Raw genomic sequence first — 17,109 nt, forward strand, 5'->3', positions numbered from 1 at the left:
TTAAAATTTTCTTAAATGTTATTTTGAGAAGAAAAAAATGAAAATACCCACCTATAAAAGATGGGTATTTAAGATTTTTATAAGAATTTAACGACGAATTATAATAAATCCGCAATCATTTTCTCTAATTTTTCCTGATCGACAGCAAATTTACGAATACCGTCAGATAATTTATCTACTGCCATTGGATCTGCATTATGCTCCCAATAGAATTGTGCTTCAGTGATAGCTTCTGGACGTGCTTTCACTTCACCTTTATAAGATAACTTATGTTCAACTTCACCTTCAGCTTCTGATAATTCTTTTAACAGTGCTGGTGCGATAGTCAGGCGATCACAACCTGCTAATTCTAAAATCTCACCCATATTACGGAAGCTTGCGCCCATAACTACGGTGTTGTAACCGTGTTGTTTGTAATAATTATAGATTTCAGTCACAGAAATAACACCTGGATCTTCAGCAGGTGCAAATTCTTTTTTATCTGTATTAGCTTTATACCAATCCATGATACGACCAACAAATGGAGAAATCAGGTAAACACCTGCTTCAGCACATGCGCGCGCTTGAGCGAAAGAGAACAGTAAAGTCAGGTTACAGTTGATACCTTCTTTTTCTAATTGCTCTGCGGCACGAATACCCTGCCAAGTAGATGCTAATTTGATAAGAATACGATCGTTGCTAATACCTGCATCGTTATAAAGCTTCATTAAATGACGCGCTTTAACAATACAAGCTTCTGTATCATAAGAAAGACGTGCATCCACTTCTGTTGAAATACGACCAGGGATCAGTTTTAAAATTTCTAAACCGATATTTACTGCCAGCTTGTCACAAGCATCAACGATTTGTTGTTCACGAGAATCGCTTTGTGCGCGTGCCCATTCAATCGCTTCATCAATTAATTTACGATATTCAGGAATTTGAGCTGCATTTAAAATTAAAGATGGGTTGGTAGTTGCGTCTTGTGGTTGATACAGTTTCATTGCTGCAATGTCACCAGTGTCAGCAACAACCGTTGTCAGTTTACGCAAAGAAGTCAATTTGTTGGTCATTTTGTTTATCTCATCTACTAGGTAAATCTGTTTGCAGTCACCTGCGGATATCTATTGATAATAACATGGACTGCTCACACTACAAGACGCTTAGATTCATACAAAGCAATTATTTGAATGCCAAACGTTTTCGCAAAGCAAAAGCGGAAAAAAACAGAAGAAGATCATAAGCTGAATCGTTTAATTTGTCGATTTTTACGACAAATTAGCAAAATCATTGTTTTTTCCTATTGCTATAATTTAGTCTATCATCGAAAGAATTTGTTATATTCAGTCAATATTAAAATAACGTACCGAGGGAATTATGCTAATTACTATTTCACCAGCTAAAACACTGGATTTCGAATCGCCTTTAGCAACAACGCAGTTCACCCAACCTGAATTGCTAAAATATTCCCAGCAACTTATCGAAGAGTGCCGAAAATTATCTTCAAGTGATATCGCTAGTTTAATGAAAATAAGCGATAAATTAGCAGGATTAAATGCAGCACGTTTTGGTGAGTGGCAACCTAATTTCACACCAGAAAATGCACGCCAAGCTATTTTAGCATTTAAAGGTGATGTTTATACAGGCATGCAAGCCGAACTCTTTTCTGAAGATGATTTTCAATTTGCTCAACAACATTTACGCATACTTTCTGGCTTATATGGTGTATTGCGCCCTCTGGATTTAATGCAACCTTATCGTCTTGAAATGGGAATAAAACTAAAAAATAAAAAAGGGAGTGATTTATACCAATTTTGGGAAAACACCATTACAGAAACGTTAAACAAAGCGATTGAAGCACAAGGTGATAACGTTTTAGTTAATTTAGCCTCTGATGAATATTTTAAATCAGTTAATCCACAAAAACTCAATGCTGAAATTATTAAGCCTGTTTTTCTAGATGAGAAGAATGGAAAATACAAAGTCATTAGCTTTTACGCTAAAAAAGCGCGCGGATTAATGAGCCGTTTTATTATTCAAGAAAAACTCACTGACATAAAACAACTTAAAGAATTTGATTTAGAGGGTTATCAGTTTAACTCAGCAGAATCTGAAGGCAACACCTTAGTGTTTAAACGCGCAGAGCAATCTCTTTAATGAGTAAAGCCCACATTGAAATGTGGGCTTTACTGCTGATCTCTAATGCAAAATCAATACATAACGATCAATTTAAATGATTAATTATGACGGGTAATAATGACCAATTAGGTGTACTAGGAAGTTGCCCCCCGACCATCGAGGAAAGTTGTGTCTGATTAAATTGTGCCATTTCATAAATAATTGCCGATAAATTGACACTGTCTACTTCTTTTGCTTTCTGCTCAACTTGACATGAGGGTAAACTTTTGAAGTATTGATCTTTAATAGTTAACGTAAATTGATTATCCTGAGAACGAAATATTTCATCATCTCCTTCTCGTGATGAGATTAATGGTTTATTTTTATCAACCCCAGTAATAAATACCCTATTATGGCCTTGGTTATCCATGATAACCACATTTCCTTCACGTTGTGCTACCACGTAAATATCATTACCTACACTACCGTTCAGATAATCATGACCTTTATCTGAAATAAGTAAGTCATTACCCTCACCACCATAAAGTTTATCATTTCCCTCTTCGGCTAGAAGAATATGATGCCCTTTTTCTACAATCAATATATCATCACCGGCTCCTCCCGAGATCACTGAACTTGCTTCATTATGATTAATGACAATATCATTCCCTTCAAATACATCAATAATTGGTAATAATTCAATATTAGGAATATCTTGCTGTTTAAATGCCTGAGATAACAAAGAGGGTTCAGTATTATGCTGGTATACGTCCGATCCATTCCTAAGAAATTTATTAAATATAATATTATTTTGAATAACTAAATTATCATCACCCGATGATATTTCAAAAACATCAGGTACTATAGGAACAAGTAATCCATTTTCTTTATATTTATTAGGTAAAGAAAAAACCTTACTATCTTTATCAATAATACGAAATGTTAAGTTTTGGAATAAATTATTTTTTAATAACATTTCATTTATATCTAAATATAGATGTCCATTAGGATTGTAGCGATGAGAGAGAATACCATTATCTAACTTAAGCTCATAACCACTGACATCGGAAAGAATAATATTAGCACTGCTTTCTTTACTTTTATCAAAATTAGAGGAGTTAATAACTATATCAATATGCTCACCTTCAATGTTCGCAATAAATGTTTTTAATTGATAAGCATCTTGTCCATTACTCAGTTTTATTGTTGAATTTGGAGTCACTGAAAAATAAGTATTATCATCAGCACTACCTTCTAAAGTAAAGGAAATAACCTGGCCCAAAGCAATACCGCTGTATTTTAACTCAGGTAATAAGCTATACGCTTCATTATAATTAGAAAAAGTTGCTATAAGCTGTTTTTTTACTTCATCTAAATAAAAATGTGTCATTTTCTCCTTACGTTTTGAATAATTTTCCAAATAGCTAAAATTAAATAATACATTATTATTTGGCATCAAATTATCATTTATTGTTAACATAAAACCATCATCAGTAATCAAGTTATAATGATGATTAACTTCAGTACTTGTAATATTTTTATATACATTCTTTAATCTAATAAACGTTGGAATTATTTTATTTTCTTTATCTGAAAGAATTATTTTATTATTAACTTCAATAATAAGGTCTTCTTTATCACGAGTGATTTTTTTAATATCATTAAAGTAGTGCTCTAACTTTACAACACTATTACTTTTATTTTCAATATTTTCAAAAAGAGTAATATTAATCTTTTTTCTATCACTGTAATGTTTTGGTGCCAATGCGATAATATAAGTATCTTCACCATCTCCTCCTTCAGCAATCCCTTCAACTAACCGAATGACATCATTACCTTGATGACCATAAATCGTATCATTACCCGATACCCCATCAAGATAATTATCTTGATTATTACCAACCAGTAAATCATTCCCTTTATCACTGCCAATCACATTTTCAATACTGTCTAAATAAGCAATAACTTCATGAGATTGCAATTTTATATTCGGCATTGTATCAACAATCACTTTTGGAGCCCGTGTTTGTGTCTTCTTATCATGATAGAGATAAATTTTAGAGCCAAAGTTAAGGCTATTAGAGGGATTTAGTACATGAGTAAATTTTACGAAATTTGCCAATAAATTTACTTCATAACCTGAATGTATTTTTGATTTTTCAGCAATGCAAAGTGTATCATTACCTTCTCTTCCATAAAAACGGCTCGCAAATTGCGGAGATTTTGTCGTGTAAAGATTAAAAATATCATCTTTAATTCCTCCGCTTAACCGTTTAGTACCATTATAAATGTCAAAGGTATTTTTTGCGTTTTTCGGTGCTGCGATAATGTCATTGCCATTTTTAGTATTAAAATAGAAATCTTCATTTTCTTTGAATTGATAATAATAAACTTGCTGATTATTAACACAGTGTAACTCTTTATTTAAATCTTTTTTCAATGGTAAAATCTTATTTTCCGTCATAGTAATTTTATTTAGAAATTCATCATCAATCATTTCTAAATGACGAGCATCCCCTTTTTGAGGGACTATCTCTATAGTATATTTTTTTAGTTGATGGATATAAAAATCAAGATCAAAGATCAGCGTTTCATCGGTCGAAATTGCCTCCTGAGGTTCAAAATATTGATACTTTGTTTTTTTTAAAACTAAATGAGAAGATAAACTGGAAATTTTTTCAGCTTCTTCTTTAGACATTAATTCTGCTTGATTTTCAGCGATAAAAGTCACCATTGGTGGAATTAATAATCCAGTAGGATCCTTAAATAATTCAAAGACAACTTTATAATAATTTTTTGCTTTATATCGATATTCTTCATTAGTATAAAAATATTGACTATTTGGATTATATTTAACTAATTGTTGGTGGTAACTCTGACTCGCTTCTTCTGTTGATATTCTAAGATAATTTTTAGTATCCAATAAAGTAATTTCATTTTGTTTTTTAGCTGCAATCTTGCCAGTAAACGCGGCAAGAAAACCACTTTCTATTTCTTCCCATACAGTAAAAGAAACTTTATTTTTTGCATCTTCAACAACACGTACCGCATTATAAATAGTCGTTATTAATGCAACGGCGGCACCCACAACAATCCCTATAGGACCAGCAACGGTGCTTCCCGCCAAAATAGCAATAGAAACACCAATAGTAGCTAATGCCGATACAATAGCGAACGTACCGTTAACAATGTAATCATCACGTTTTCTCGCATTCGATTCTGATGATATTCGACTGAAATTATCGTACATGTTATAAATATCAAATCCCACAGAAAGTAGGTTTAATGCCATTCCCACACGAGTACTCATCTTTCCAGCATATTCCAAAGCATTTGTACGGTGTTTTAACATGCCTTTTGCTACCGCAATTTCAATGATTTCAGATAACCCGTTATAGGTCATTTCTGTCCACATTATGGCAAGATTAGCACTGATCTCTTTTCGCTGATCTTCACTTAAACTGTTATCCTTTAATAAATCCATCATATTTAAAGTTGAACTTATAGATTGCCACATACCAAAAGTGATATTTCCATAACCAATACCAGATATAATTTTCATATAACGTGGTATTTTTAAGGTTGGATAACGTAATTTATCCCAATAATTTTTATTTACGTCTACTTCATTTAATTCAATAATTTTTGCTAAACGCTCTTTTGCTGCTAAATAATCCATTCGGTTTATATCTGGTGAAAGTATTGAAGTAATATTTTTTTCTTTTTGATTTAATTGCTTTTTTAATAAAGAAATGATGGCATTATCATCATCACTACCTGATGCAGATAAGAAAAAATCATTAAGTTTATCTGCATAAAACGTTACCTTTTCATTTTTCAATGAAAATGCTTTTAGATCTGTTTTTAATATAGGCACATCATTAACATAACATCCTAATGAAGATAATATTTTTTTATTAATTTCAATATTATCAATTTTAATTGTATATTTATTATCCAAATCAAGTTTTATCTCTTTCCCCATAAGTGCGAATTTATTAAATAATGATATTGATTTAGTATCAAATTCGCTAATATGATAAATAGAACCTACTGTTTTATTACCCTCAATTCTATTTTTATAAATAATGTTATTTATTAAATTTAGTAAATCAGAAGTTATTTTATTTTTATCATGACCTATTATTTTTATACTACCAACCTTATTAATAAAAACATCAAATCTTATCATTCCTTCAGGAGAAGTATTAATGGTTAAATTTATTTTTTCGTGATCTATATCTAAGAGATAATTTCCTGGTTTTAATTCAATGATTATTTCATCTAATATGCCATAATTTAAGTGTTTAATATTTTCTTTTAGATCTTTACTCTCTGAAAGTGTTGAAAGCAATGTTTCAAAAAGAGATAAGTAGTGCTCTTCATGACTATTAATGTTATCTATCGAATTTTTATAATACAATTCCTCGATCATAGACAAGTGATCAATGCGCTCGACTTTATCTCTTATTTCACTTGATAAGTAATTAAATAAAATTAAAGAAGAGAAGTTTTCATTGCCTGAAAAAGAAAAATATTGAGGTAAATTTAAAAGTTTCTTTTGAAATGTATGATAACTATTTTTTTCTTGTTTATTTAAATCAGCAATGAATTGTGTAGTGATTTTTTTAAGATCTGTAGTTTCATTAATTTTTTGATTTGCATCATTGAAATTAGTACTTAGTGAATAAAACACCATCATATCTAGTTGATTAATAGTATATAAATACTTTTCTTGTGTTGATACTATTCGTAAAATCTCACCAATTAATTCATCCCCAGATAATGAAAAGAAATCAGATAATAATTGTTTAGAATTTTCTGATAGCTTTTTTATTACTCTGGGATCATCATTAATAGAACTAATTAATATTTTTATAGATACAATTTTATCTTTATTAAATAAGTCATGAACCTTATTATCAAATATATTCATGAAATTATTTTGATCAACATCATTAATAACAAATCGATTGAATCTCTTACTTACTAATGGATCATTAATTATTTCAATTAATTTATTTTTTATATCTTCATGAGAGTCAGAATGAAATAATTTAGAAAGTTCATCATAATATTTATATACTGAATAATCTATCGAAAATTTATGATAAATAATTCCATCAATAATTTCACTCGGTATCGCTAACTGAATTATTCTAGTTTCATCAATTAACATTTCATTTGTTATGCGTCTTTCAAAATCCTTATTAGGGTTAGTCATAATATCTAATTTATGTAAATCTAGAGGTTCTGTAATAAATTCCCTCATAGATTTACCATTTTTAAATTTAAAATTAATTAATGCCTCTGCGTTAATATTTAATATTTTATTAAACAAAAAATCGTCTGATTTTATTTTTTCTAATTTATATATTTTTTTAGCATTAATATCATCACCGTGAAAAAATTCTGTTAAATAATGTTTAAACTTATTTTCTTCTGAAAATTCAGCTAAGCCAAAATTAGGATCGTATAATCCATAGTTAGAATTATTTTTATTGCCCCATACAAATAAAGCATGATCTTTCGTATAAAGTTGTAAATAATTAGAAGATGTATTCTTATTATTAAAAAGACGATGAAAAACAGAGCTTAATGTTAGCTCATGAGTTTCTTGCTTAATACCCTCGGTGATTGAAGATAACGATAAATTACCACGACTAAGCTCTTGAAGTATAGAAAGTAAATTTTTCGTTGACTCATTTAATTCTAATTCATTATTTATTATTTTCTGCTTATTTATATCAGCATCAAAAAAATCAATTAACCAAGCCAGCTTTTTTAAAAATAATTGGCCACTTTGCTGATTTCCTTGATGCTCAAAATATTTCACTCCTGCAAATAACATACTTAATGATTCACAAAACCCTTCACCTCCCTCTTTTAATTTTGATAAAACAATCTTTTGAGGAAAAGAGAGAGATAATGCTTTACTATCAACCATTCCTTTCTTCTGAACTTTATTAAATAACTGAACAAATCGCTTTCTTTGTTTACCCAATTCTTCAAGACTTAATACTCTGTTATCTATTTCTCTAAGCAGTGCTCCTAGCTCCTCCATTTTTAAATTATATTTATTTTTTTCTATATAATTGAAAATATCATTTTCAGTCATATGACTTGAGAAATCATTAATAAAGTTAACAATTTTATTTCTATATCCAAATAGAAAATTGTTATCCTTTCTATAATCAGGATAAATAGAATTTATTTTTTTATATATTTTATTTGCATGATAAACACGATGATATTTTTTATTTTTTTCGATCGATGATATAGATTTTTCCGTCACCACTTCATTTAATATAAAGTCATTTATTATTTTATTTATTATATTTTTAGCATCAACAGGATCACTATAAAGAAGTGTTCCCTCAGTAGATAACATTATTTTATCATTGCTAATTTTGTATACTGGAACATTTATTTTTTGAGCAATGCCTTCAATAAATTGCTCACTATAAATAGAATTATAAATATTTTCTTTTTTACCTATATAAATAATTTTTTCGCTTGGAATGGTATTTTCATAGAGAGTATCGTATACATATTCAATTTCTTTTTTCTTCTTTACAATTTTACCAAAAACCCCCTCACTCTCCTCATAACTAATCATTGTGAATTTTATTTTTTTATCCTTACAAAAAGAGATAAATTCTTCTAATTGTGGGTATTTTTTAAATAAATTATTTATTAATTCATTCTTCACGCCTGTGATATTAAAAAATCTAATTTCTTGATTTAGATCTGTGGGGAAAATATCAATAAAAACATGAGATATATCATTATTTAAAATAATATTCTTATTATCTAATAAATATTTAATTATTTTTTCATCATATTCAAACAATACATTATGAGTATCTAGTTCAGAAATATATAATTCTATTGATTTATTTATTAATTTTTCTGGATCTTCCTCTTCAATATAAAATCTATTGGGAAAGTATTCTGCATCATTATCTTCCTTATAGATACTTTCTAATTCAGAGATCTCTTTTTGTAATAAAAAATCTTTATAATCTTGAGTGGAATATGTACTAATATAGATTTCATTATAAGTTTTATCTTTATAAATTATTTTTTTATCCAATTGATTTTCTATTACTTCTAATAAATAATTAATTGCAGGATCTTCCCTATTATTATTTAATTGATTATAGGTAATATTAGTATAAACTTTATCATTTGAAATGATAAAAAAACCGTCCTTTATATATTCAATACTTATCCCATCAATAATATTTTTTATATTTTCTTTTTCCAGCATAAAATAGTAATTTTTATAATTTATTTTATCAACACTACTTCTATTATTTAATAAAAAATTACTCTTTATATTATTATAAATAAAATCACTGATACCAAAATAACTTCCATTAGTCTCTGATACAATAATTTGATAAATTCTAGCTGCTACTGAGCTGTTTTTTGATGCTATAGATAAAAAGTTATCTTTATTAATATTTACAAAATAATTAAAAATCTTACTTTCTAATTTTTTGTATATTTTATTTAATATTTCATTAACTGAGCTATTTTCATATTGTTTAATATAATCAGGAATAATTTTTAATAATTCAATACTAGCAACAATTTTATTAAAATAAATATTTCCATTTAATATTTTAAGATTAGATAAAATAGCTGACAATCTTATTTTTGACTGTCCTATTGCCAAATCTTTATTTATATTAATTAAGTTTTCAAAGTAATTATCTTGAAAATCAATATATCCTCTATTATTTTCTCTTACACTAGGAAAATTAATTAATGTTGGTGTAATAATAGCTTCACCATCGCTATCTTTGCCTACAATCATTTTATTTATTGATTTATCATGGGTGATTTTATCAATATTTTTTTGAATATATAAAATAGTTTCATTAATAGAATTACTTTCAATACTTACTTCTATGCTCCTATTATTATCTAATATTTCAAAAATTAATGTATTCTCATCAATTAATTCAATTACTTTCCCTTTAATATTATCTTTAAATTCTAAAGAAAACCCTATTTTTTTTAAGTTCTCAACTAAGTTTTTATTTTTTTCTGCTAGACTTTCACTCCATTTAGTTTGGTAAAATGGGTTACTATTTTCTTCACACTCAACGATCCCAATATATTTTTTTCCTTTTCTAATTATGGGTTTATAATTAGATAATAACCATTTAAACTTATCTTTAAAATCATCAAAATGATAGAATTCAAATACTCCCAAGTTTGCATCAAACAATGAAAGAAAATATTCTTTCTCTGTATATACCTTTAATGAAAAGGCAATGTTATGAACTTCAGTTTGTATATGTGAATAATAGTTTTTTTTATTAATTATATTATCCATGATGATATTTAAAAAATCATCTATAGTTGATTCCCTTCTTTCTTTTAATGTTAATCCCATACTATAAATATATTGACTAAAACTAACCTCTTTATTATTAAACATCTCTCTTGGATCATAAATATATAAATCAAGATATTCTTTATATTTTCTAACCCTCCAATAGTCATCATAATGTGAAAACTGAGAAGATTGAGAATAAAATATTTTTTTTGTTTCCTCCATTAGTCTCATTAAATTGTATTCAACTTCATTATTAATCAAAATATTTTCCAATGCTTTTATTTTTTTATTTTTAGTATTGAAATAAAGTAACTCTGCACATTTTTTTAACCATATGATATAGTTAGTTCCATATTCTACACCATTATTTCTTATTTCTAATAAATAGTTCATACTTAACCCATAACAAAGCCCTCCTATCGCTTCATCATGCGAAAATTCATAGGTCGATTCAGCTGTTCCCAGTATACTAATATATTCCATTATATTCCTCATTGGTATAATGAAATCACTATCTTGATTAAATTCAATGTATCTATTATTTTTTGAAATCTTCGTTTTTATCCATTTATTTTCTTTTTGGCTAAAAATGGTTTCAATTCCATCATCCGCCTCTTTATAATATTGCATTGCTATATTTATACTTAACTCTATAGAGTCACTATAAATATGTAATATTGTTTCTCTTTTTTTCTCTTTATTTTTAACAATAAAAACAGATTTACTTTTGTTAGATTCTATCATTCTTAACGTATAATTATCATCCAATTCTCCTTCACCTTGTTTTTTTATGCTTTCTACCCATTCATTAAGCATAAAGTCTTTATTTACAATCCAATCACTTCTATAATAATAATTATTAATAAATTCATATTTTTGATATGAATTTACCTTTAAAGTCTCTAACTTATCTATATTTTTTAAATTTATAATGACATCACTAACCAAGTCACTTTTAGTATTAAAAAATTTAACAATATTATCAATAGAATAAATCGATATATAAACACCCTCACCTTCATTTATATAACAATAATAATATCCATTATTAGTAAGGATACTATGAACACCATCATTTTTATTGTGAAAATATGTTTCTATTTTATATTTCTTTACTAATGAAGGTTTCATTTCCTTTTGTTTTTTATAATTAAAAATAAGAGTATTTATATTTAAATTAATATTGTCTTCTATTTTTTTTATGACATAATTCTCAATTCTATTATTTTTAACATTCAAGTCATATAAATCAATAGTGTTTTTGATTTCTAATAAATAACCATTGGAAAAATATTCCCCTTTGTCTATCAGCTTATTTATATAACTTAATAACAACGCATTTTTGATTACATTATTATTAACATCTCTATTTCCAATTATTTCTCTTATGAACCTCTCAATATTATTTGAAATTTCATTAATTATGTCATTTACTAAAATCCTTTTATTATTTTTCATATTCCATTTCTTCTATTCTTTATTAAAATAACACCACTAACATTATAAATAGATAATATTCTAATTATTAAAACATTAACTTTTATAAATACTATTATTAGATGTTTTCTTTTTGTTGACTTGTGTAGATTTTATATTTGAAAAATTAATAGAAAGAAATAACTATAATTGCTTATTTAAAAAAAACGCCAGTATTTCACTGGCGTTTTTTATTGAGATCCTAGTAAATTATTTTATTTTGGTGCACGTTCTAATAAAAATTCACGTAATTTAGTAAAATCAGCTGGTAAAAAATGTGATAGTAATTCTTTATCTGCTCGCTCTGCTAATTCTTGAGGTAATGGTAGCTCCCCCCCTAAAATACGCTCTACACTTTCTTTAAACTTCGCTGGGTGCGCAGTACCTAAGAATAAGCCGTATTCACCCTCTTGAAGCTCATCACGTAATAAACGATAAGCAACAGCAGCATGTGGCTCTGAAATATAACCTTTTTTTGCAAGCTCACGTACTGTCTCTTCCGTTGTTTTATCACTAACAGCACCATGAGCCAGATCAGAGAGATCCCACTCTTTGCGACGGTACAATTCTTCAATACGTGGCCAGTTATTAGGCTGGCTAACATCCATTGCATTAGAAAGAGTTGCAACAGTACGGTGAGGTTCCCATTTACCATTATCTAAATAGCGAGGAACTGTATCATTTACGTTTGTTGCTGCAATAAAGCGTTTAACAGGTAACCCTAAAGATTTCGCTAATAGGCCCGCAGTTAAATCACCAAAGTTACCACTTGGCACAGAAATCACGAGTTGTTCATGTTTTTCAGCAGGAATTTGGGCAACGGCTTCAAAGTAATAACAAATTTGAGCCAATAGTCGGCTGATATTGATGGAGTTTGCTGAGTTCAAATACATTGTTTTCTTTAAGAACTCATCATCAAAAGCTTGTTTTACTAATGATTGACAAGCATCGAAGTCATCTTTAATTGCAACAGTGTGAATATTTTCACCTAATGTACAGAACAATTTTTCCTGTAATGGGCTAATTTTGCCTTCAGGATAAAGAATAACAACTTGTACATTTTCTAATTTGTAGAATGCATGAGCAACGGCAGCACCAGTGTCACCAGATGTTGCAGTTAAAATAGTTACAGGTTGATTGCCTGCAACTTCTGACAACATCTGTGCCATAAAGCGGCCACCAAAGTCTTTAAATGCTAATGTTGGACCGTGGAAAAGCTCTAAACAACTTATGTCGTCTTCAACCTGAGTCACTGGTGCAGGAAATGCAAATGCAGTGTTAATTCGTTTTGCTAATACATCAGCAGGAATTTCATCACCTATAAATGCCGTTAAAATACGGCTACTGCGTGTTGCAAAATCAAGCGCTAATAATTCATCAATTTCAGCTTTAGTAAACGACGGTAAGTCCTGTGGAAAAAAGAGACCTTGGTGCTTACCTAAACCTTGCTTTACCGCTTGAGCAAAGCTAACTTGCTCTTGATTATCTTTCAAATTGTATAATTTCATGACTTACCCTATCTGTCTTGCGCCACGCGTATCTAAACGGCAGATATGTACAAAACCTTCACTGTTTTGTACATAGTGTTGTTTTAACCATTCGGCCATATCTTGTGCAATTTCTAATGAATCGGTAATGGTAAAAAGAGTAGGGCCTGAGCCTGAAATGCCACAAGCCAATGCCCCTTTCTTTTGTGAAGCTTCTCTGGCTTTTTCAAATCCTGGAAGCAACTGAGTGCGGTAAGGTTCAGCTATCACATCTTTCATTAAATTTGCTGCTAATTCAGGTTGTTGAGTATGACAAGCATGAATAAAACCAGATAAATAGCGTCCGTGATTAATGATATCTGCCTTAGCATATTCTTTTGGCAATATGGCTCTGGCTTGTGCGGTAGAGACTTTAATTCCAGGATAAGCCATTACCCAGTACCAATCTTCAAATGTCGGTACAGATTGGCAAATGATGTCATTTTGTTCAAGAATGAGTTGTAGACCACCTAAATAGCAAGGTGCAACATTATCATAGTGCACACTTCCTGAAATACGCCCTTCCAACTCACCCATCATTAATAATAATTGTCTTTCATTGAAAGGCTTTTTAGCGAACTCATTAAGTGCAACTAATGCAGCAACAACAGAGCAAGCACTTGATCCTAAACCAGAACCAATTGGCATATTTTTTTCTAAAACCATTGCCACAGGAAGTTCTTTGCCTAGTTTCTCACAGAATAACTGCCAGCATTGATACACTATATTTTGTTTAGGATCAGTGGGTAATTTGCTGACAAAGTGCCCTTTACTTTCCAGTGTAAATGATGAAGCCGCATCAACGGTGACACAATCTCCAAGCAATTGCCCATCAATAGGTGAAACCGCAGCGCCAAGAACATCAAACCCGACACTCACGTTACCTATTGATGCCGGTGCGTAAAATTTAACCACGCTTAAACTCCCAATTTCCATGATAAGGTACGTAATACATCTGCAAACACTCCAGCGGCAGTAACATCATTACCCGCACCATATCCACGTAACACTAATGGAATTGGCTGATAGTAGCGAGTGTAAAAGGCTAAAGCATTTTCACCATTTTTTACTTTAAACAGAGGATCATTAGCATCAACAGCCATCATTTTAACTTGGCATTGACCTTCATTAATAACACCAACATAGCGTAATACTTTGCCTGCTTTTTGTGCTTCTTCGACTTTAGCGTCAAATTCAACATCAACTTGAGGTAAACGATTTAAGAAACTTGCAACATCACCTGTGCTGTCAAATGAAGTCGGTAACACTGGCTCTACATCGATATCACTTAACTCTAATTTATAACCCGCTTCGCGGGCTAAAATCAGCAATTTACGCGCAACATCCATACCCGAAAGATCATCACGAGGATCAGGTTCTGTGAAACCTTTTTCTTTCGCTGAAAACGTTGCTTCTGACAAGCTCTTACCCTCGTCTAATTGGCCAAAAATGTAAGAGAGTGAGCCTGAAAGAATACCATTAAATTGAACCAATTCATCACCTGCATTAAGCAAGTTCTGTAGGTTTTCAATGACTGGTAAACCTGCACCCACGTTAGTGTCATACAAAAATTTACGACGTGAAGCTTCAGCAGCTTGTCGGATTTGATAGTAATAATCCATCGACAGCGTATTCGCTTTTTTGTTTGGTGTAACCACATTAAAACCATTTTGTAAGAAATTTGCGTATTGTTGCGCAATTTCCTCGTTTGATGTGCAATCAACAATCACTGGATTTAAGAAGTGGTACTCTTTTTCTAAGCGAATAAGTTGACTAAAACTAAAAGGAGCTTTGGCTTCTTTTAAGGCTTGTTGCCAATTATCTAAATCAATACCTTGCATATTCGTTAACATGGCGCGTGAATTGGCAATGCCACATACACGAAGATCGATATGTTTATTTTTCAACCATGCCTGTTGGCGATGAATTTGTTCAATTAATGCATTACCTACACCACCCGCACCAATCACAAAAACTTCAACGATTTGATTTGTGTTGAATAGCATTTGGTGACATAACCGTACCGCATTAGTTGCTGAATCATTGGCAATAACTGCAGAAATAGAGCGTTCAGACGATCCTTGAGCAATGGCAACAATATTAATATTGCCTCGTGTTAACGCAGAGAAGAATCGTGCTGAAATCCCTTTCAGAGTACGCATGCCATCACCTACGACTGAGATAATCGCTACGTTTTCCATGATATCTAATGGATCAAGCACACCATCTTTTAATTCTAAATAAAATTCATCTGATAATGCTTTTTGCGCTCTTATTAATTCTTTTTGTGGCACACAAAAGCTGATGCTGTATTCAGAAGAAGACTGTGTAATAAGAACAACAGAAATACCTGCTCTCGACATCACAGAGAATACGCGAGCTGCCATCCCTACCATACCTTTCATACCAGGGCCTGATACGTTGATCATCGCCATGTTATTAAGATTGGTGATCCCTTTAACAGGAGTACTCTCATCTTTTTGGCCATCGCCAATCAGTGTACCCGGTGCATCAGGATTACCTGTATTTTTAATCAAACAAGGAATTTGGAATTGGGCGATTGGAGCAATAGTGCGAGGATGAAGTACTTTAGCACCGAAGTAAGACAGCTCCATTGCCTCTTGATATGACATGCCCTTCAATAAACGAGCATCAGGTACTAAGCGTGGATCACAAGTATAAACACCGTCAACATCAGTCCAAATTTCACAGCATTCAGCACGTAAACAAGCTGCTAATACTGCGGCTGAGTAGTCTGAACCATTACGGCCTAATACAACCAGTTCACCTTTTTCATTACCTGCGGTAAAACCAGCCATTAAAATTATATCGTCTTTTGCGATATTAAGTTCCAAGATGCGACGAGTAGATTCAGGAATATCAACGGTAGATTCTAGGTAGTGACCTTGTGCGAGTAAGTTTTTTACAGGATCAATAACGGTGACATTATAACCACGAGCTTGTAAAACAGACTCCATAATGGCGATAGAGAGCTTTTCACCACGGCAAATCATCGCTGCATTGATGCTATCAGGGCATTGACCTAATAAAGAAATACCATGAAGAATATGTTTGATCTCGGCAAATTCACGTTCAACCTTATCTTTTAGGCGCTCATAGTCAAAGCCTGGCTGTTTTTCTCTTAATCCTTGTAATAAATTAGCAAAAATTTGCTCGGCTTCTCGTACTTGAGTGAGAGGATCTTCACCTTCTGCCGTTTTTTCAATCATTGCAACCAAATAATTCGTTATTTTGGCTGGTGCTGATAATACAAGAGCGACTTGTCCTTGTTCTCTTTTTTTCTCAGCGATATCAGCAACATTCAGCACACGCTCTGCATTAGCAACTGAAGTTCCCCCAAATTTTAACACTCGCATACAACTCTCCTGATTTTTCACCCAAAAAAAAACCCGCATTTCTCAATGCGGGCTTTTTCGATTTTCGTTTTTTATATGCGACAGCCCGTCCCGCAATATAAAATTCCGGTGGTGGTGGTAATAATTGTCATTTTAGCTGGGCTGTAAATACGCATAACTATCCTGTCTGTCTCAAATTTAGTTTGACTATATACTGGTTAAAGCAAAGCGAGAGAGATGTCAAATTTTTTCTTTTTTTTACACAAAAAATAAATCTCACTTAAATGAAATTTTTTCGAAC

General features: G+C 30.8%; 6 protein-coding genes. 1 reads left to right on the forward strand and 5 read right to left on the reverse strand.

The genetic code is table 11. The annotated features are described in order from the left end of the window. Positions 1–98: 98 nt before the first annotated feature. Positions 99–1,052, reverse strand: a complete 954-nt coding sequence (gene tal, locus ABN080_RS08280) for a transaldolase (protein ID WP_072069472.1) — start codon at positions 1,050–1,052, stop codon at positions 99–101. A gap of 304 nt (positions 1,053–1,356) precedes the next feature. Here tal and yaaA point away from each other — a divergent pair, with 304 nt between their 5' ends. Continuing rightward, positions 1,357–2,136, forward strand: coding sequence for a peroxide stress protein YaaA (gene yaaA, locus ABN080_RS08285; protein ID WP_349440810.1), 780 nt, complete (start codon positions 1,357–1,359; stop codon positions 2,134–2,136). Between the two features lie 67 nt (positions 2,137–2,203). Here the strand turns inward: yaaA and ABN080_RS08290 are convergent, their stop codons facing one another. The 4 genes from ABN080_RS08290 to thrA all read right to left on the reverse strand — a co-directional run bounded on the left by ABN080_RS08290 (position 2,204) and on the right by thrA (position 16,829). After that, positions 2,204–11,908, reverse strand: coding sequence for an Mcf1 protease effector domain-containing protein (locus tag ABN080_RS08290; RefSeq protein WP_349440811.1), 9,705 nt, complete (start codon positions 11,906–11,908; stop codon positions 2,204–2,206). A 233-nt stretch (positions 11,909–12,141) separates the two neighbouring features. Beyond that, positions 12,142–13,434, reverse strand: coding sequence for a threonine synthase (gene thrC / locus ABN080_RS08295; RefSeq protein WP_349440812.1), 1,293 nt, complete (start codon positions 13,432–13,434; stop codon positions 12,142–12,144). 3 nt (positions 13,435–13,437) lie between these two features. Next, positions 13,438–14,367 carry a homoserine kinase gene (thrB, locus tag ABN080_RS08300; RefSeq protein ID WP_502935109.1) on the reverse strand — a complete coding sequence of 310 codons (930 nt, stop codon included), beginning with the start codon at positions 14,365–14,367 and terminating at the stop codon, positions 13,438–13,440. A gap of 2 nt (positions 14,368–14,369) precedes the next feature. After that, positions 14,370–16,829 carry a bifunctional aspartate kinase/homoserine dehydrogenase I gene (gene thrA, locus ABN080_RS08305; RefSeq protein WP_349440815.1) on the reverse strand — a complete coding sequence of 820 codons (2,460 nt, stop codon included), beginning with the start codon at positions 16,827–16,829 and terminating at the stop codon, positions 14,370–14,372. Between the last annotated feature and the right edge of the window lie 280 nt (positions 16,830–17,109).

Source organism: Proteus sp. fly-1089 (assembly GCF_040138965.1).
In the GTDB taxonomy this organism is placed as follows: domain Bacteria; phylum Pseudomonadota; class Gammaproteobacteria; order Enterobacterales; family Enterobacteriaceae; genus Proteus; species Proteus vulgaris_B.